Here is a 17911-nt window from a genome sequence, read left to right on the forward strand (position 1 = left end):
CTCACAGGATTACGACGAATGTCGCCATTACCATCAGCATCAGATAGCGCGGCTGTTCGAGCAGCGACTCGATGGCATCGGCGTACTGCGCGGCGCGCTGCAGGTGCTTGCCCAGCGCCCCGTCGCCGCTGAGCAGCAGGCGGTTCTCGAGACGCTGCAAGCGGTTGGCGCCATTGAACAACAGCCGACCGGCGAGACCATGGCCGCGGATCAGTTCGTCGCCTGGATCACCGAGGGCAGGGTATTCGTCGGCACGCGGCGCGCCGACCAGCGGGTCGATGAAGCGCTCGTCGAGTGCGCGAACGTCCCTGCCCAGCGCCAGGGTCGGCCGCGTCAGCAGGCTGCTGGCCAGCGGCTCGATCCAGAAACGCTGCAGCGCCGCCGTGTACCACCAGCGCTGCGTCGCCAGCCAGCGCGGCACCGGTCGGGCCGGGCGCCGCACCAGATGCATGTACGCCGGCGCGAGCAGGAACTGATACGCGCGCCAGGCGGCATGCAGGCCGGAGTAGCCAGCGGCCAGCCAGAACAGGCCGAGACCACAGCAGAAGAACATCAGGCCGACCTGGGTCACGGTCGAGAAGACCAGCGCCGACTTGACGTCGCTCTGGACCAGCGCGCAAAGACTGCCGTACACCGCAGTCGCCAGGCCAACCACCGCCAGCAGCGCCAGCAGGTCGGGTACCTGCAGCAGCAGGCCCTGCAGGCGGCAGAGCAGATAGACGCCGGCGTGCACCATCAACGAGCCGTAGAAAACCGCCGATGATGGTGTCGGGCCTTCGAGCGCGCGTGCGATCCAGGGTGTAAATGGCAACTGCGCCGACTTGACCATTGCTGCCAGCACGAAACCGGCCGCCAGCAGGCGCGCGCTGACCTTGCCCAGGCTGCCGTCGCCCGGGAGCCAGGCCCATTCGAGGGTGCCCACCGACCACACCGCGAGGGCGATGCCGAGCATGAAGCCGGCGTCGCCGACGCGGTTGGTGAGGAAAACGAATAGCGCGTTGCCGGTCGCAACCGGCCGTTCCCAGGTGTAGCCGATCAGCAGCCAGGAGCTGATGCCGGCGAGTTCCCAGCCGATGAAGGTCAGCACGGCGTTGCCAGCGAGGACGATCAGCAGCATGCCGGCAAGGAACAGGCACATGCCAAGGAAAAAGCGCTGGAAACCGATCTCCCGGTGCAGGTAGGTCGCTGAAAAGCGCAGCGCAATCCAGGCGATCAGGGCTACCAGCGTCGCCGACGGCAGGCTGTAGGCGTCGAGCATGAAGGACAGGCGGACCGGCACCGCGCCGATGCGCAGCCATTCGGCAAAGGCCACCCGCTCGGGCAAGGCACCGCCGAGCGCCGCCAGATCGAGGACCAGCAACAACAGCAGCGCACCGAGCGCGGCCGCGCTGGCGATGCCGGCGGTGATCGGCTCACCGGCATCGCCGCTGCCACGCCGCAGGAGCAGGCGAACGGCGATCAGCGCCGCCGCCAGCAGTGGCAATAGCGGCACCAGCCAGAGCACGCGGGCGCTTGCGGCCAGCGCCGCAAACAAGGCGTCGAGGTCGCTCATTGGCTAGTCACCGGGCGGCGCAGCAAGGCCGGCGGCAAGAGCTCGCGCTGCCCGGCGAACCAGTCGGCGGAACGCTCGACCTCGGACAGGGCCGGCATCGGCTGGCCGTTCGGCGCGTCGCGCGAGTCCTGCCAGTCCTGCCAGCCGGTCGCCGGAGCGAAGATATGAATGGCGCCCGTCTGCGGATGCTTGGCGGCGAGAACGATCCAGCCGTTGCCGATCAGTTCCTGCAGGGCTGGCTGTCGCTGATAGATCGCGTTGACGATTTCCAGGGTCTGTTCGACGATCACCAGCAGCCGCATCGGCTCATGAATCTCGACCATCTGCAGCGGCAGGCCGGTGCGCAGGTCGGAACTGGCGCCTTGCATCACGCCGAACAGCCCGGCCAGGTTGTGTGTCGCCTTGCTGCCACAGCCGTAGCCTTCGTTATTGACCGTCGAAAAGTAGTACTCGAGATTGATGCCGGCACCGACCGGACCGGCTGCCAGTAGCGTCGCTTCAAGCACGCGGCCATCGGTGTCCGGCAGCGGGTCGTAGGAAATCAGGAAAACGCGCCGGTCGAAGAACGCCCCACGGCTCATCGTGCGGCGGCCGACGAAAGCGGCAGCGACGGTCGCGTGCCCGAGCTCTGGCCGAACCTGCGCGATGTCGTGGCGGCGATTCGCCAGGTGTTCACCGGCCTGCTGCAGCGACGGCCGTGCTGGCGCCGAGGCGAAGCGCCGGCAGCGCTCGACGGCGTGCAGGCGTGCCGCCTCCTCGCAGTTCCGGCGCAGGGCGGCAAAGGCGGCGTGATGACTGGTTGGCAGTTGCTCGCTGTCGTACCAGACCAGGCTTTCGTCGCAGGTGTTGTGCTCGGCACTGAGGAAGTAGGTTGTTTCTGGAATGACGAGGCCCTGTGCCGCCAGCCGCAGGCGCAGCGCCGGCCGGTTGGCCAGCGCCGCAAACACCCGCGCATTGGGTCCGCCGTGACGCCCCGAACAGGCGCCACAATCGTAGGCGGCAAGATGCGGATTGTTGCGGCTGTCCGAGCCGTGACCGATGATCACCACCAGGGGCGCGAAATGCCCGGTCAGGCCGATGCTGCGCAGGAAGCCGCCAACGCGTGCGACCTGTTCGTCCTCGCTGAAGCCAAGCCGCGGCGCGTCGGCGCTGGCCACGCGGCTGGCTTCGGCGGCCTCGGCGGTCGGCTGCAGGGCGCCTGGCAGCGGTTTCTCGAAGGTGTCACGCGAGCGGCCAAGCAGTTGCCCGAGGCGCCCCGGTGCGATCGTCCGCGCCAGCAGAGTGAGCAGGGCTATAGGCGCTGCGGCGGCCGTCACCGCTGCGGCTTGCAGACAGCCGCGCCGGCTGCCCTGGTGCAAGCGCTCGTGCCAAGTCACGCGCAGCCGCCGCCGGCGCTGATGCAGGCGGTAGGCTGCCTCGGCGCCGGACGGAATTTCCTCGCGCAGCGCGTTCTCCGGGCGCACGACGATCGGACACAGGGCCGTCGGTGCCTCGTCATCGAGGCCCTGCCAGAGCATCGGCAGACCAAAGAAGCCGGCAGCGCCGAAGGTCTCGAAGGCCGGATTGACTTCTTCGAGGTGGCGCCGTGTGCCTTCCTCGCGGTCGTCCATACATAAAACGAACTGCGCCTCCGGCTTGCCGGGTAGCGCATGGGCGCGGCCATGGTTGGCGGCCAGCGCGGCAAGGATCTGCTGCCGGTAATGGTGCTCGTAGGCCAGCAGCCAGACCTGGCCGCGTTGCTCGCCGGTCAGGGAATCGGCACAGCACAGCAGCGTGTCGGCAGCGACCGCGCCCAGGTCGCGCAACTCGCGGCCGCTCAACCCCAGTCGCTGGGCGAGAACGAACAGCGGCCAGGCGGCCAGGGCGGTTGCGTCAGTCGTGGTGGCGCCGGCGCTAGGCGACTCTGCCGGGCTGGCGGCGAACTGCATCCAGCGGCTTTCCCCTTCGCCTTCCGGCGCAGCCAGCAGCGGCCGCAGCCGATCGAGAACTTCTTCCGGCAACTGCCGGCTGCCGAAGGCGTGCCGGACCCTGAGTTCGGCCGGATGGCTGATGAAGTAGTCGCCCAGGTCAGCGAGCCGCAGCGGTAGACCCCAGATGCGACGCAGCAACTGTTCGCCATACAGACGCTCGAGCACCACGCGTACGGCGAGGAAGTCAGTCAGGCTGACCGGAGCGTCGCCGCCGCGGGCATGCGACTCGCGCCAGGCGAACATGCCGGCCCAGCCCGGCAATTCCAGCGCCAGCAGCTGCAGGTAAGTTTCCCAGCGCGCTTCGCTGAGGCCGAGGCGAAGTCGTTCGCTGCTGATTGCCTGCAGCGGATCGTCGGGCAGTTGCTCGATATCGTGGCGGGCACCGGCAAACTCGTCGAGTTCCCAGGCCCAGTCGCTGCCGGCGCTCTGTCGCCAGGCGGCATAGAACCCTTGCGCACGCGCCGGGTTTCGCCAGGCGGCGAGGCCCTGATCGAGATGTGCGGCGAGATGGCGAATCAGCGTTGTCTGCAGGGGCTGGCGGGGATCCTCGCCGGTGAGGTGGGCAAGCAAGGTCGCCAGTGTCCATTGGTCACCGAGGCGACCGACCAGCTTCTGCCAAAGTGCCGCAGCATCCGTCGCGGACGGCTCGGCGCAAGACGGGGCTACCGCTTCGGCTGACCCGCGCAGCGCGCATGCTGTCGCCCAAAGGTCGGCGACGGCTGCTCGCTCGTCGAGGCCATCAGCGGCGGCGGCAGTCAGCAGGGCTTGCCGGGCAAGCGGGTCGAGATCGGCCTGCGGCCGCTCGCCGGCCAGCTTTGCCTCGAGCTGCCAGCGCAGGCGGGCGGCTGAAATGGCGGCAGATGGGTAGCGCAGTGACGCCTGTAAGACATCGCCGCGACGGAGGCCCCGCGCCGAGCCAGTGAGCAGCGGTTCGTCGCTGCGGGTGGCGGGCAATTGCCGCAGGGCAGCGGCGAGGTCGCTGGCGTCCACCCGCCCCAGCCGAAAGAGCTCACGACAGCGCGCTTCGTCGAGCCAGGGGCGGGCGCCGGTCATCCTTTCCGCTTCACCGAGGGCTTCAACGAAGGGCAGGTGTTGCAGGGCGTGCAGGGTGTTGTGATGGACGAAATCGCGCAACGGTGCCTGTGCCGGCAGGAGGTGGGCAATGTGCTGCAGGCAGGCCTGCAGTCGCTGCACGGAATCGCTGGACGCCGCGTTGGCTGCTGCCATTTCCGGAGGCGCTGGCGAACTCACTCAGACTCCAAACGGTCGGGCCAGTCTGGCCAGCGACGAGGCCATCAGGCGCAGCAGCGGTGCCGGGTAGAAACCGATGCTGACAATGCCCGCACTCAATAGCCAGGCTGCTGCGCACTCTGTGCGCTTGAGGTCGGCGAAATGGGCGACGCCTGCCGGCGCCGCGCTGAAAGGTCGTTCGGGACCCGTTGACAGGCAGCGAATGGCGCGCAGGGCGTAGGCGGCGGAGACCAGAACAGCGACCGACATCAGGACCAGCCAGCCGCCCCAGCGGGCATAGGCGCCGATCAGCACCTGCAGTTCGGCAATGAAACCGGCGCTGCCGGGCAGACCGACCGAGGCCAGCAGGGTGAACACCAGGAACACGGCGAAGCGCGGCGCAATCCGGTTGAGCGAGCCATAGGCGGCGAGATCACGGCTGTGGGTTCGCTCGTAAAGCAGGCCGATAAGCAGGAACAGCAGGCCGGCGGTCAGTCCGTGCGCGACCATCTGTGTCAGCGCACCGCTGAGCCCGGGCTCGTTGAGTGCGGCAATGCCAAGCAGTACCACGCCCATGTGCGAGATCGACGAGTAGGCGATCATCGCCTTGAGATCGGTTTGTCGCCAGGCCAGGACAGCGCCATAAATCAGGCTGACCAGTGCCAGCAGCGCCAGCCAGTCCTGCAGCGCCTGGACCGCTGCCGGCAGGGTACCGGCAGCGCGGATCAGGCCGTAGGCACCCATCTTGAGCAGGATCCCCGAGAGCAGGATGGAAATCGGACTCGGCGCTTCGACGTGCGCCAGCGGCAGCCAGCCATGCAGCGGCACAATCGGCATCTTGACGCCGAAACCGATCAACAGGCCGAGAAAGACCAGCACCTGCGTGCGCACCGGCAATTGCGCACCGCCGGCGGCCATGTCGGCCATCGCGAAGCTGTGGCCGGGGGCGACATCGTAGAGCAGGAGCAGTGCAATCAACATGAACACCGAGCCGCCCAGGGTGTACAGCACGAAATTGAGCGCTGCCCGATGACGATTGGCACCTCCCAGACGGTCGATCAGGAAGAACAGGGGAATCAGCGTCAGCTCCCAGCAGACGTAGAACAGTGACCAGTCACGCGCCGTGAAAACGATCAACAGCGAGGTTTCGAGAACCAGCAGCAGTGAAAAGTAGAGCTTGGCGCCGCTGCGGATACCGGTGGACGAGAAGATCGCGACGAAACAGAGGACGGTCGCGAGGACCACCATCGGCAGCGAGACCCCATCGACGCCGAGCGCGAGATGTGAGCCGACGCGCGGATTCCACGGCCGCGTCTCGAAAAACTGGATCTCGGCACTGGCCGGGTCGAAGTCGGCCAGCAGCAGGCCGGCGCAAAGCATCGTCGCAGCAGCAGCGACGCTCGCCAGGTGGCGCATCAGATCGACACTGCGGCTCGGCAGCAGCGACAAGAGCCCGGCCCCCAGCAGCGGCAGCAACAAAAGCGCCTTCAGCATGGACAGGCCGCGTCCCCGAGCGACAGCTCGGCTCCCCTTGAAATTCTTCTTCTCATGGACGACGATTATGCCAGCATTGGCAGCTACCTAGCCGAGTCGAAAGCCGGAGTGGAAGATGAGCGAAACAATCTGTCGCAACCTGCGGATCAGCGGCCGCGTCCAGGGCGTCGGCTACCGCTGGTCGCTGTGCGCCGAGGCGCAACGGCTGGGCCTCTGCGGTTGGGTTCGCAACCGGCGTGACGGTAGCGTCGAAGCGCTGGTCAGCGGCCCGATCGAAGCAATTGACGCACTGGTGCTCTGGGCACATCGTGGACCATCGATGGCGCGGGTCGACAGCGTCCGCTGCAACGAGGGTAACGCTGGTGAGATGGGAACGCATGCCGGTTTCCGGCAGATTGCCACGTATTGAGTGCGACGCGAACGGGATGGGTACGCCGATATCGACGGTGTTCGCCCTCGTGTCTCCGGTTACAAGAATCTGTCATTCCCGTACCGCGCGACGTCATCCAAAGATGCGACGAGGCGTTATTCGCTTCATGAAGACGACCATCGCCCCGATTTGCCTCGTACTCAGCCTTGCTCTGGGTTTCTCCACCCCTGCCGTCGCCGACCACGGACGCCATGGCAGCTATCGTGGCGGCCATTACGGCGGCCATTACGCGGCGCAGCCTTACCACCATCACCCTGGCCATTACCGACAAGACCGCTGGGTTGCTCCAGCCGCGGTTCTGGCGCTGACCGGCATTGTCGCCGGGGTCGCCGCGGCGACCTACTACTCGCCGCCGCCGGTCTACGTGGCGCCGCCCCCGGTCTATGTGGCGCCGCCACCCCGCCAGATTTATGTCGTCCCGGCGCAGCCGGTTTACGCGCCTGCGCCAGGCAGGTATTGGGGCTATTGAGCAGCGACAGCGCGATTCTCGGTCCGGCGGCTAGCCGCTGCCGCCAACGATCGTCTTGCCCTCCTGGCGGACTGATGGCTGGTCCGGCCATGGTGACCGGAGATTTGTTCTCGCTCTGACTGCCGCCGGCCAATGGGATCGACGCATTCCCGTCCGCTGCTCGGCCTGCTGCTCGGTTGCACCCTGTCCGGGCTGGCCGCTGCAGCCCCGACCTATCCCTTCTCGGTGACCTCGGAAGCGGTCGAAGGAAGCTATCACTTTGTGGCGCGCAATCGTGGGCCGGCACCGGTATCGGTCAGACTGGTGTTGACTGCTGCCGAGAACGTCAGCACCAGTCGCTACACGCCAGTCTATGCGGTGGTCCGACCGTACACCGACAGCCCATTGCTGCAAGTCGCTCCGGCGCTTACCGGCGGCAAATACCGCTTTGCCAGCGAGACGGCCCATGCGATCGGCAATTACCTTGCGCAAGCGGACGCTCGCACCCTCTATCGCCTGCCTTTCGAGAATGGCCGCAGCTTCATGGTCGGCCAGAGTCACGACGGACCAAGGCTCACCCACACCACAGCCGACAGCGAACACGCGGTTGATTTCACCATGCCGGCCAACACCCCTGTCCTTGCCGCCCGCGATGGCGTGGTGATGGCGACAGAATCCACGCACCACGCCGGCGGCGGCGACCGGCGGCTGCTTTCCCGGGCCAACTTCGTGCGTGTCCTGCATGCCGACGACACGATGGCGACCTATGCCCATCTCGCTCCTGGCGGTGTCAGCGTCGCCGTCGGCGAGAAGGTCAAAGCCGGCGCCCTCATCGGTCGCTCGGGGGCGACCGGCTATAGCCTCGGTCCGCACCTGCACTTCGTCGTCCAGAAGCTGGTTGGCAGCAGTACCGGCTTCACCACTGTCTCGGTGCCGATTCGTTTCTGCTCGGGCGACCCGCCGCGCGCCTTCACCCCACGCTACCGGCAGATGGTGACCGCCGACCATCCGCCGCCAACGGAGAGCAAGCAGCGTCTGTCCGCGCAGGGCTCTGACCAGTGCCAACGCAGCGATTTCGATTGACTTCGCGGGAAAATCGCGAACATACTTTCAGTGGGGTTGATGGCGGTATTGTGTTCCATCTCATGCGAGGGGGTTGTCATGCTCGGTATTCTGGGAATCCTGGTATCACTTCTGCTGCTGATTTTTCTCGCCTATCGCGGCTGGAACGTCATCATCATCGCGCCGATCTGCGCGCTGGTCGGCTTGCTTCTCGGTGACTTCGAGGCGCCGATCCTTGCCACCTATACCCAGGTCTTCATGCCCGCCCTGGGCAACTACCTGATCAAGTTTTTCCCGCTGTTTCTGCTCGGCGCCGTTTTCGGCAAGCTCATGGACGACTCCGGCTGCGCGCGGACCATCGCCCACAAGATAGTCGAGTGGACCGGCAAGGAGCGCGCCATCATCGCGATCATTCTCGCCTGCGGTGTCCTCACCTACGGCGGCGTGTCGCTGTTCGTCGTCGCTTTCGCCGTCTTTCCGGTTGCCATCCAGATGTTCCGCGAGGGCAACCTGCCCAAGCGACTGATCCCGGCCACGATCGCACTCGGCTCCTTCACCTTCACGATGTCGGCGCTGCCCGGTTCGCCAGCAATCCAGAATGCCATCCCGATGCCGTTTTTCCACACCGACGCATTCGCGGCGCCGGGCCTCGGAGTCATCGCCGGCGTCATGATGTTTGCCTGCGGGAGCATGTGGCTGACGATGCGGGCGCGTAGCGCCCGCAACGCTGGCGAAGGCTTCGGCGCCGAGGCCCCGGCGACGCCCGCCGCGCCGACTGCGATGCCGGCGGGTGAGCTGCCTTCCTTTGCCGTGGCGATCATCCCGGTGGTGCTGGTGCTGGCGATCAACTTCATCTTCAGCAAGTACTTCATCCAGGACATCGACACTTCCTACCTGGCCACACCCAAGTACGGGAAAACGACGGCCGCGGCCGTCGGTGGCACCTGGGCGATCATCGTGGCGATGATCTGCGCCTGCATCGTGCTCCTCGGCCTGACCTGGAGGCGCTTCCAGAGCGTTCGTCAATCCTTGAACGAGGGTGCGCTGGGCTCGATGCTGCCGATCCTCAACGTCGGCTCGGAGGTGGCCTACGGTGCCGTGATTGCCAGTCTGGCAGCGTTTGCCATCATAAAGGCCTGGCTGATGTCACTCACCGACAACCCGGTGGTTGGGCTGGCGATCATCGTCAACGTTCTCGCCGGCATTACCGGCTCGGCCTCCGGTGGCATGAGCATCGCCCTCCAGGCCGTCGGGCAGCAGTACCTTGAACTGGCGCAGGCGGCCGGCCTCAGCCCGCAAATCCTGCACCGGGTGGCCGCACTCGCGTCGGGCGGGCTCGATGCGCTGCCGCACAACGGCGCCGTGATCACGTTGCTCGCCATCTGCGGGTTGAACCACAGGCAGTCCTACTTCGACATCTTCATGGTTGCGGTCGCTTTCCCGTTGTTGTCGATGATCGTCGTGATCATCCTCAACGGCATGTTCGGCACTTTCTGAGGGGGCGACCGTGCACACCCTGACCATGTTCCTTGCCGCGGCGCTCGCTGTTCTGCCCATCGGTGCACCGGCGCAGCAGCGGGCGAAGGAGCTGCGCCTACTGGCGGCCGAGCTTCCCCCTTATACCTTCCAGATCCCGCCAGCCAGCGTCGGCGAAACGCCGGGAGTCGACCAGGGCTTCGTCTACGAGGTGGTGAGCGAGATGGCCCGGCGCGTCGGCCATACCGGTCTCATCGAGTTCATGCCCTGGGGAGAAGCGCAACGCATTGCCCAGACGCAGCCGAACATCGGCATCCTCGCCCTGACCCGGACGCCTGAACGGGAGGAGCACTATCGCTGGCTGGCAAAGATCGTCACCGATGACCTGATCCTCGTTGGTGGCCAGGGTATTGACGTCTCGAGCCTGGACAAGGTCAAGGATCGCCCGGTCGGCGTGCTCAGCCGTTCTGGCGCGGAGGCACTGCTGAAAGAGCGCGGCTTTACGCGCGTCCGGCCGCAGCCCGAGGAGTGGCTGAACGCGCGCCAGATGCAGCAGCGCCGCATCGACGTCTGGCTGGCGCCGAGGCTGATGGTGATCCATGCCATGCGCGAGGTTGGCGGCAACCTGGAGGCGCTCAACTTTGGCGAGATCGTTCGCAAGAGCGAAATCTACCTCGCTGCCTCGAAGGCCCTGCCCGATGCCGAGGCACAGAAGTGGGAAAAGGCGCTCGCGGCCGTGCAGGCCGACGGCACCTACCAGCGCATCGCGGACGAGTACAACCGTATGAAGATTGTGCCGATACCAGACGAAATGCGGCGGCGTTTCAGCCAGCCGGTCTGGGAGGGCAGGTAAAGCTTACTCGCTGCGCGTCCCGGCTCGTAGCGCCAGGGTTTGCCGCGTCGCATCCAGGAGGTGCCGGAGGTCCTGCGCGACATGACAGGGCAGGTTAAGCGAAGCGGTCGTGGCCTCTTGCCATCGAGGCTATCCGGTATCGGGAATAGGCATGACAGTTGGGGAAACGTGGCTGGCTGGTGGCGAGAGCGAAGCCAGGCAGCAAAAAGGCCACTCCGAAGAGTGGCCTTTTTGTTTGAATCCTTGGTGGAGACAGGCGGGATCGAACCGCCGACCTTCTGATTGCGAACCAGACGCTCTCCCAGCTGAGCTATGCCCCCAAAAGCCGCAGGCATTCTATGCGCTGCGACTGACAGCGTCAATCCTGTGGATTGCCCGCAAGCTGTCGTTTCACGTCGAAGGCCAGGATCTATTTCTTCGCCTTGGCGGGTGCCGGGATCACCGCGACGGCGATAGCTTCGGCAATAAACCCCTTCCACCTGGTCGCCCTTCTTGATCAGCTTGAGTTGCTCAGGATCCTTGATCTTCAGGCGTGACGGTCTTCTGCGCGCCACGCAGCGTCACCGTCTGCTTCTTGAGGTCAACCTGCTGTACGTCGGCGATGAAGGCAACCTCTTTCGCCTCAAAGGCAGCGGGCTTTTGCCCCGGCGCGGCCGTCCCCTGCTGGAGCTGTCGATACGCTACGCGAAGCGCACCGCCACCCTTCTTGAGGGTCATCATCAGTTCCTGGGTGTAGGTGGCAACGACCTGGTCACCGACCTTGATCTGGTCAAAATTCTTGACTTCATCGCCGGCAATGATCTTGATCTGTTCGCCCTGGCTGTTCTTGAGGACGACGCTGCGCGACGCCTTGTCGATCGCGTCGACGACCAGCGTCACCCGGGCTTCAACCACGCCGGCAAATTTGCCAGGGCCGACGGCGGTGAGACCTTCGGCAACAGCAGGTTGTTGTGCGGACGCCACAAGTGGCATTAGGGCTAGTGCTGCAGCAGCAAGTACGGCGCGAATACGCATTGAAGACTCCGAAAAACGTGAATGGTGTGACGTGGGGCGGTGATTACACTGGACAAAGCCTGAAGAATGTCACGCCCGTTGCCTGGTGGACCTGTAGCAGCTACCTGCAGCAGTTACTCGTCCTTGCCTGCCACCCTGGCCTTGAAGGTGGCACCGGCGGCGAACTTCGGAACAATCGTCTGAGGAATCAGGATCTTCGCGCCGGTCTTCGGATTCTTTCCTTCGCGCGACGCGCGCTCGCTTGCCTTGAAGGAGCCGAAACCAACTAGCGTTACAGGCTCGCCCTGGGCAACGGTTTCAACGATGGTCTCGATCACGGCGTCAAGCGCTTTCGCGGACGCGGCTTTCGACAGGTCGGTACGGGCGGCGATAGCGTCGATCATTTCAGACTTGTTCATGGTATCTCCTCTGGTGGTTGAAGTCCTTGCTCAGGCTGCCTGGGAAAGGGAAAGATCAGTAATTTAAAGGCTGCAATTCTGGCATGGATTGCGTCACTGCCAAACAAGTTTTTTCCACTTGCCATTCGCCAGATGTCCAGCCGGTGCGGGGCGCAGCCACAGCGGCGGCGGTGCTGCCACGTCGGGGCAAGCGGCGGAACTGCGAGCCGACGGGTCGCGTCCCGATGGCGGCAGCCAATCGCCCGCGGTTTCAGTCATGGTGGGCAGGCGATCGACGGCAGTTAGCTTGCACAGGTCGTGCCGCTTCAATGGCCGGTGACGATAACAGCTGCCACCGTCGGGTTGGCAAAGCCAGCCTGACTGTGGCGTACGAGCAACGGACCCAGGAAGCGGCCAGTGTGGCTTGCCGGCACGGCGGCAATCTGCTCCGGTGTGCCGGTGGCCAGAACATGGCCGCCGCCCGCCCCGCCTTCCGGGCCAAGATCGACCAGCCAGTCGGCTGTCTTGATGACATCGAGATTGTGCTCGATGACCACCACGGTATTGCCGTGGTCAGCCAAGCGGTGGAGTACCGTCAGCAGCATTTCGATATCCTGGAAATGAAGCCCGGTGGTCGGTTCATCGAGAATGTACAGTGTTCTGCCGGTGTCGCGCTTCGATAGCTCGAGCGCCAGCTTGACGCGCTGCGCCTCGCCACCGGAGAGCGTGGTTGCCGACTGGCCCAGCGTGATGTAGCTCAGACCGACATCAACCAGCGTCTGCAGCTTGCGTGCCACGACTGGCACGGCGTCGAAGAACTCGCGTGCCACTTCGACCGTCATCTGCAGGATCTCGTGGATGTTCCTGCTCTTGTACTGCACTTCGAGGGTTTCCCGGTTGTAACGCTTGCCGTGACAAACGTCGCAGGGAACGTAGATGTCGGGCAGGAAGTGCATCTCGACCTTGATCACGCCGTCGCCCTGGCAGGCCTCGCAGCGCCCTCCCTTGACGTTGAAGGAGAAGCGGCCGGGGCCGTAGCCGCGCGCGCGGGCTTCCGGAACACCGGCGAACAATTCACGGATCGGCGTCAGAAGGCCGGTGTAGGTCGCCGGGTTGGAACGTGGTGTGCGGCCGATCGGGCTCTGATCGACGTTGATCACCTTGTCGAAGTGATCGAGCCCGACGATCCGTTCATGTTCGGCGGGTTCGCTGGTCGACCCGTACAGATATCTGGCCGCGGCTGCATAGAGGGTATCGTTGATCAGAGTCGACTTGCCCGATCCGGAAACGCCGGTGATGCAGGTGAAGAGACCGACCGGGATGTCAACCGTGACGTCCTTCAGGTTGTTGCCGCGGGCGCCAACGATCTGTAGCAGCCGCTTGCGGTCGGGTTGCCGCCGCTTGTCGCGCAGGCCGATGCGGCGGCGGCCGGCCAGGTAGTCTCCGGTCAGTGAGGCGGGGTTGCCGACGATCGCCGCAGGGGTCCCTTCGGCGACGATGAGGCCGCCGTGGACGCCAGCGCCGGGGCCGATGTCGACGACGTGATCGGCACTGCGAATCGCTTCCTCGTCGTGCTCGACGACAATCACCGTATTGCCGATGTCGCGCAATTGTTTCAACGTATTCAGCAGTCGCTCGTTGTCACGCTGATGCAGGCCGATCGACGGTTCGTCGAGGACGTACATCACGCCGGTGAGCGCCGAGCCGATCTGCGAAGCCAGCCGGATGCGTTGTGCCTCGCCGCCGGACAGTGTTTCTGCCGAACGGTCCAGCGACAGGTAGTCGAGGCCGACATTGATCAGGAACTGCAGGCGGTTGCAGATTTCCTTGAGCACCTTCTCGGCCACCTGCGCCTTGTTCCCCGGCAGTTGCAGTGAGAGGAAATAGTCACGCGTGACGGTCAGTGGCTGACGGCTGATTTCCTGCAGGGTACGGGCACTTTTCTTGCTGCCGATGCGCACGTTGCGTGCCTCTTCGCGCAGCCGGCTACCCTGGCAGGCGGGGCAGGTCTGGTTGCTGATCAGTCGCGCAAGCTCTTCGCGCACGGCCAGCGAGTCGGTTTCCTTGTAGCGGCGTTCGAGATTGACGACGACGCCTTCGAAAGCATGTTCGCGCAGGGTCGATCGGCCGCGCTCGTTGAGGTAGTTGAACGGCAGTTGCTCACGACCGGAACCATAGAGAACGACTTGCCGGACGTTGTCGGGCAACTCGCCGAACGGTGTGTCGACCTCAAAGCCGTAGTGTGCCGCCAGCGAGCAGAGCATCTGAAAGTAGAAGGGGTTGCGCCGGTCCCAGCCGCGAATCGCACCGGCGGCCAGCGATAGATCCGGTCGGGCGACGATGCGCTTCGGATCGAAGAACTGGATGACGCCGAGGCCGTCGCACTTCTGGCAGGCGCCCATCGGGCTGTTGAAGGAAAAAATCCTCGGCTCGAGTTCCCGAATCGAATACGAGCAGACCGGACAGGCGAACTTGGCGGAGAAGAGGTGTTCCCGCTCGCTGTCGATCTCGTAGGCGATGGCGCGGCCATCGGCATGGCGCAGCGCGGTTTCGAAGGACTCGGCGAGGCGCTGGCGAATGTCCTCGCGCACTTTGAGGCGGTCAACGACCACGTCAATGGTGTGCTTGTGCGTCTTGGCGAGCCTGGGGAGTGCGTCGATCTCGTGGATCTGGCCGTCGACTCGCAGCCTGGCGAAACCTTGCGCCCGCAATTCCGCGAAGAGATCAAGCTGCTCGCCCTTGCGGTTGGCAACCACCGGGGCCAGGATCATCAACCGGCTGCCCTCGGGGAGCGCCAGTACATGATCCACCATTTGCGAAACGGTCTGCGCTTCGAGCGGCAACTGGTGTTCAGCGCAGTAAGGCGTGCCCGCCCGCGCGAAAAGCAGACGCAGATAGTCGTGGATTTCGGTGACCGTGCCGACTGTCGAACGCGGGTTGTGGCTGGTTGCCTTCTGTTCTATCGAAATCGCCGGCGAAAGGCCCTCGATCAGATCAACATCCGGCTTCTCCATGCGCTGCAGGAACTGCCGGGCGTAGGCCGACAGAGACTCGACGTAGCGGCGCTGTCCTTCGGCGTAGAGCGTGTCGAAAGCAAGCGAAGACTTGCCGGAGCCCGAGAGACCAGTGATCACGATCAGCCGGTTGCGGGGCAGATCGAGATTGATGTTTTTCAAATTGTGCGTGCGGGCACCGCGGATTCGAATCTCTCTTGCTTCTTCCATTGGGGAGCTGGCCTGAGGCGCCTGGGCAAACCTGCTAATATACGCAATTCCGCAGCCCGGCAGCAAACTTCATGTCCGCCTCGAGCACCGACCGTATGAGCAGCGAAGAAAAGCGCGCCGGCATCAGCCTGGCGGCTGTTTTTGCCTTGCGCATGCTGGGCCTCTTCCTGATCCTGCCGGTTTTTTCACTTTATGCCAAGGAACTGCCTTCCGGCAACGACGTGGCGCTGGTTGGCGTGGCGCTCGGAGCGTACGGGCTGACGCAGGCCTGTCTGCAGATTGCCTACGGTGCGGCTTCGGATCGTTTCGGGCGCAAGCCGGTGATCGTCTTCGGGCTCCTTCTCTTCGTCGCCGGCAGTTTCCTTGCTGCGTTTGCCGACGACATCTACGTCGTCATCGCCGGGCGCGTGCTGCAGGGTGCCGGCGCCATTTCGGCGGCGGTTACGGCGCTCGCTGCCGATCTGACGCGGGAACAGCATCTCACCAAGGTGATGGCGATGATCGGTTCGTCGATCGGCATGGTTTTCGCCGTCTCAATGGTCGGCGCGCCGCTGCTTTATGTCAGCATTGGCATGCCCGGCATCTTTGCGCTGACCGGGGTGTTGGCGATGCTGGCGATTTTTGTGGTGCTCAGGGTCGTTCCCGCCGCACCCGCCGTGCCGCGGCAACCGGCGTGGCCGAGCTTTGTCGAAGTCCTGTCGCACCGCCAGTTGCTGCGTCTGAACTTTGGTGTCTTCGCCCTGCATCTGATGCTTACCGCGATGTGGGTGTTGCTGCCGGCGGAACTGGTCAGCACCGGCGGCCTGCCGGTTGCTGAACACTGGAAAGTCTACCTGCCGGCGCTGCTGATTTCTTTCGTCATCATGGTGCCGGCGATCGTTTTCGCCGAGCGATTCGCCCGCATGAAACTGGTCTTCAATGCGGCGATCGTCATCCTGCTCGCCGTGCAGGCCGGTTTCGGCCTGTTTGCCGGCGGCCTCTACGGCCTGACCTTCTGGCTGATGCTCTTCTTCGTTGCCTTCAACATCCTTGAAGCGACACAGCCGTCGCTGATTTCCCGGATTGCCCCACCCCACGCCAAGGGCGCAGCGCTCGGCGTTTACAACACCACCCAGGCGCTCGGCCTGTTTCTCGGTGGCGTGTTTGGTGGCGTCCTGGCCAAGTACTCCGGCGCGGGTGCTGTCTGGCTGGGGGGGGCGATCCTGGCTGTCGTCTGGCTGATGCTTGGGCTGACGATGTCGATCCCGCCGCTGCGCAGCCGTCAAGCTATCATCTGAAAGCCCCTATAATTCTCTTGTTATTCTCTTCTCGCACACCATTCAGGGAGGCAACATGGCTTCGGTCAATAAAGTGATTCTCGTCGGCAATCTGGGCGCTGATCCGGAAACCCGCTACCTGCCCAGCGGCGATGCTGTCTGCAACATCAGGATTGCGACCACCGACCGGGTTCGCGACAAGGTGTCCGGCGAATACAAGGAGAACACCGAGTGGCACCGGATCGTTTTTTTTGGCAAGCTGGCCGAAACGGCTGGCCAGTACCTGAAGAAAGGTCGCCAGATCTATGTCGAAGGGCGCATCCGGACCAACAAGTGGCAGGACAAGGAGGGCAACGAGCGATACACGACCGAAATCGTTGCCAGCGAAATGAAAATGCTCGGTAGTCGTGAAGGGATGGGTTCGCCGGCGGGCACCGAGAGCGAGTACGGCGGCAGCATGCCGTCGGCGGCAGGGGCCGGTACCGGCGCTGCACGCGCTGCGCCCGCCAAGAAGACGCCGAGTTTCGAAGACATGGATGACGACATTCCGTTCTAGTAGTTCGTTCCGTCAATAAGATTACAAATGAAATTGATGCATTCTCGTGCAAGGCAAGGCGCAAACCACAGCCATAGCCGTAGCTATGGCGAGGATTTGCAACGCCGCATGGCGCGAGAAGGCGCGATTTCATGTAATTGGTTTGGCGGAACGAACTACTAGAGGTCGGCCAGTCTTGGCGAACCGAAGGGCAACGGCGGCAGGGGCCGCTGCCTGAGCTTCCGGGCTTGATCAGGCAAACGGGCGAACCGGCGAGCAGGTGGCGAGAGGCTGCGCTACCCAGAACAAGAAAAAGGGCATCTGCACGTAGATGCCCTTTTCACTGGCGGCGCCGGCGCCGCCAAACATCGGCCAACGCCTAGCTGGCGAAATTCTGTTCGGCGAAGCGCCAATTGGCAAGGCTGGAGAGGAAGGTCTCGACGAACTTCGGGCGCAGGTTGCGATAGTCGATGTAGTAGGCATGCTCCCAGACGTCGATGCAGAGCAGCGCCTTGTCGCCGGTGGTCAGCGGCGTGCCGGCCGCACCCATGTTGACGATGTCGACAGAGCCGTCGGCCTTCTTGACCAGCCAGGTCCAGCCGGAACCGAAGTTGCCGACCGCGGATGCCTGGAAGGCCTTGGCAAACTCGGCGAGGGATCCCCATTTGGCATCGATGGCCGCAGCCAGTGCGCCGGCAGGAGCGCCGCCTCCGCCGGGTGTCAGGCAATTCCAGAAGAAACTGTGGTTCCACACCTGCGCCGAGTTGTTGTAGATGCCGCCGGCCGGTGCCTTCCTGATGATCGCCTCGAGCTCGAGTGCTTCGTATTCCGTCCCCTTGATCAGGTTGTTCAGGTTGGTGACATACGCCTGATGGTGCTTGCCGTAATGGTATTCGAGGGTTTCCCGCGACATGTGAGGAGCCAGTGCGTCCATGGCAAAAGGGAGTTGCGGCAGCTGATGTTCCATTGATGTTCTCCGTGAGGCTTGTT

14 protein-coding genes and 1 tRNA gene are annotated in these 17911 nt (G+C 64.2%); 7 read left to right on the forward strand and 8 right to left on the reverse strand.

All coding sequences use genetic code 11. The features are described from left to right. Nucleotide 1: 1 nt before the first annotated feature. From V5B44_RS22200 to V5B44_RS22210, 3 genes are read right to left on the reverse strand one after another with little or no spacing between them, the layout of a single operon-like run. Nucleotides 2-1552, reverse strand: coding sequence for a proton-conducting transporter transmembrane domain-containing protein (locus tag V5B44_RS22200; RefSeq protein WP_332361228.1), 1551 nt, complete (start codon nt 1550-1552; stop codon nt 2-4). Beyond that, nucleotides 1549-4773, reverse strand: coding sequence for a DUF2309 domain-containing protein (locus tag V5B44_RS22205; RefSeq protein ID WP_332361229.1), 3225 nt, complete (start codon nt 4771-4773; stop codon nt 1549-1551). Before V5B44_RS22205 ends, V5B44_RS22200 begins: the two co-directional genes overlap by 4 nt. Next, on the reverse strand, nt 4774-6246 hold the full coding sequence (locus V5B44_RS22210; RefSeq protein ID WP_332361230.1) for a complex I subunit 4 family protein: 1473 nt from the start codon (nt 6244-6246) through the stop codon (nt 4774-4776). A 115-nt stretch (nt 6247-6361) separates the two neighbouring features. Between V5B44_RS22210 and V5B44_RS22215 the strand changes: the two genes are divergently transcribed. From V5B44_RS22215 to V5B44_RS22235, 5 genes are all read left to right on the forward strand, one after another. Next, nucleotides 6362-6655, forward strand: a complete 294-nt coding sequence (locus tag V5B44_RS22215) for an acylphosphatase (protein ID WP_332361231.1) — start codon at nt 6362-6364, stop codon at nt 6653-6655. A 127-nt stretch (nt 6656-6782) separates the two neighbouring features. Further along, on the forward strand, nt 6783-7145 hold the full coding sequence (locus tag V5B44_RS22220; protein ID WP_332361232.1) for a hypothetical protein: 363 nt from the start codon (nt 6783-6785) through the stop codon (nt 7143-7145). A gap of 132 nt (nt 7146-7277) precedes the next feature. Then, nucleotides 7278-8207, forward strand: a complete 930-nt coding sequence (locus V5B44_RS22225) for a M23 family metallopeptidase (protein ID WP_332361233.1) — start codon at nt 7278-7280, stop codon at nt 8205-8207. Between the two features lie 78 nt (nt 8208-8285). Next, a complete protein-coding gene (locus V5B44_RS22230) occupies nt 8286-9683 on the forward strand; it encodes a GntP family permease (protein WP_332361234.1) in 1398 nt (465 codons plus the stop codon). Nucleotides 9684-9693: 10 nt separating this feature from the next. After that, nucleotides 9694-10515, forward strand: a complete 822-nt coding sequence (locus V5B44_RS22235; RefSeq protein WP_332361235.1) for a substrate-binding periplasmic protein — start codon at nt 9694-9696, stop codon at nt 10513-10515. A gap of 244 nt (nt 10516-10759) precedes the next feature. Here V5B44_RS22235 and V5B44_RS22240 read toward each other — a convergent pair. The 4 genes from V5B44_RS22240 to uvrA form a co-directional block, all read right to left on the reverse strand. Further along, a tRNA-Ala gene (locus V5B44_RS22240) sits at nt 10760-10835 on the reverse strand. Between the two features lie 190 nt (nt 10836-11025). Then, complete coding sequence (locus V5B44_RS22245; RefSeq protein ID WP_332361236.1) at nt 11026-11529, reverse strand: hypothetical protein; 504 nt, start codon at nt 11527-11529, stop codon at nt 11026-11028. Nucleotides 11530-11642: 113 nt separating this feature from the next. After that, nucleotides 11643-11927, reverse strand: a complete 285-nt coding sequence (locus V5B44_RS22250) for an HU family DNA-binding protein (protein WP_332361237.1) — start codon at nt 11925-11927, stop codon at nt 11643-11645. A 305-nt stretch (nt 11928-12232) separates the two neighbouring features. Then, nucleotides 12233-15130: an excinuclease ABC subunit UvrA gene (gene uvrA, locus V5B44_RS22255; protein WP_332361238.1), complete on the reverse strand. Its 2898-nt coding sequence runs from the start codon at nt 15128-15130 to the stop codon at nt 12233-12235. Nucleotides 15131-15201: 71 nt separating this feature from the next. On the opposite strand from uvrA, the gene V5B44_RS22260 reads away from it, so the two are divergent. Further along, a complete protein-coding gene (locus V5B44_RS22260) occupies nt 15202-16407 on the forward strand; it encodes an MFS transporter (protein WP_332361239.1) in 1206 nt (401 codons plus the stop codon). A 55-nt stretch (nt 16408-16462) separates the two neighbouring features. Next, entirely contained in the window at nt 16463-16942 is a 480-nt protein-coding gene (gene ssb / locus V5B44_RS22265; protein WP_332361240.1) for a single-stranded DNA-binding protein, read from the forward strand. A 358-nt stretch (nt 16943-17300) separates the two neighbouring features. On the opposite strand, the gene V5B44_RS22270 is transcribed toward ssb, so the two are convergent. Next, nucleotides 17301-17888, reverse strand: coding sequence for a Fe-Mn family superoxide dismutase (locus V5B44_RS22270; RefSeq protein WP_332361241.1), 588 nt, complete (start codon nt 17886-17888; stop codon nt 17301-17303). Nucleotides 17889-17911 lie beyond the last annotated feature (23 nt).

The organism is Candidatus Accumulibacter necessarius (assembly GCF_036625085.1).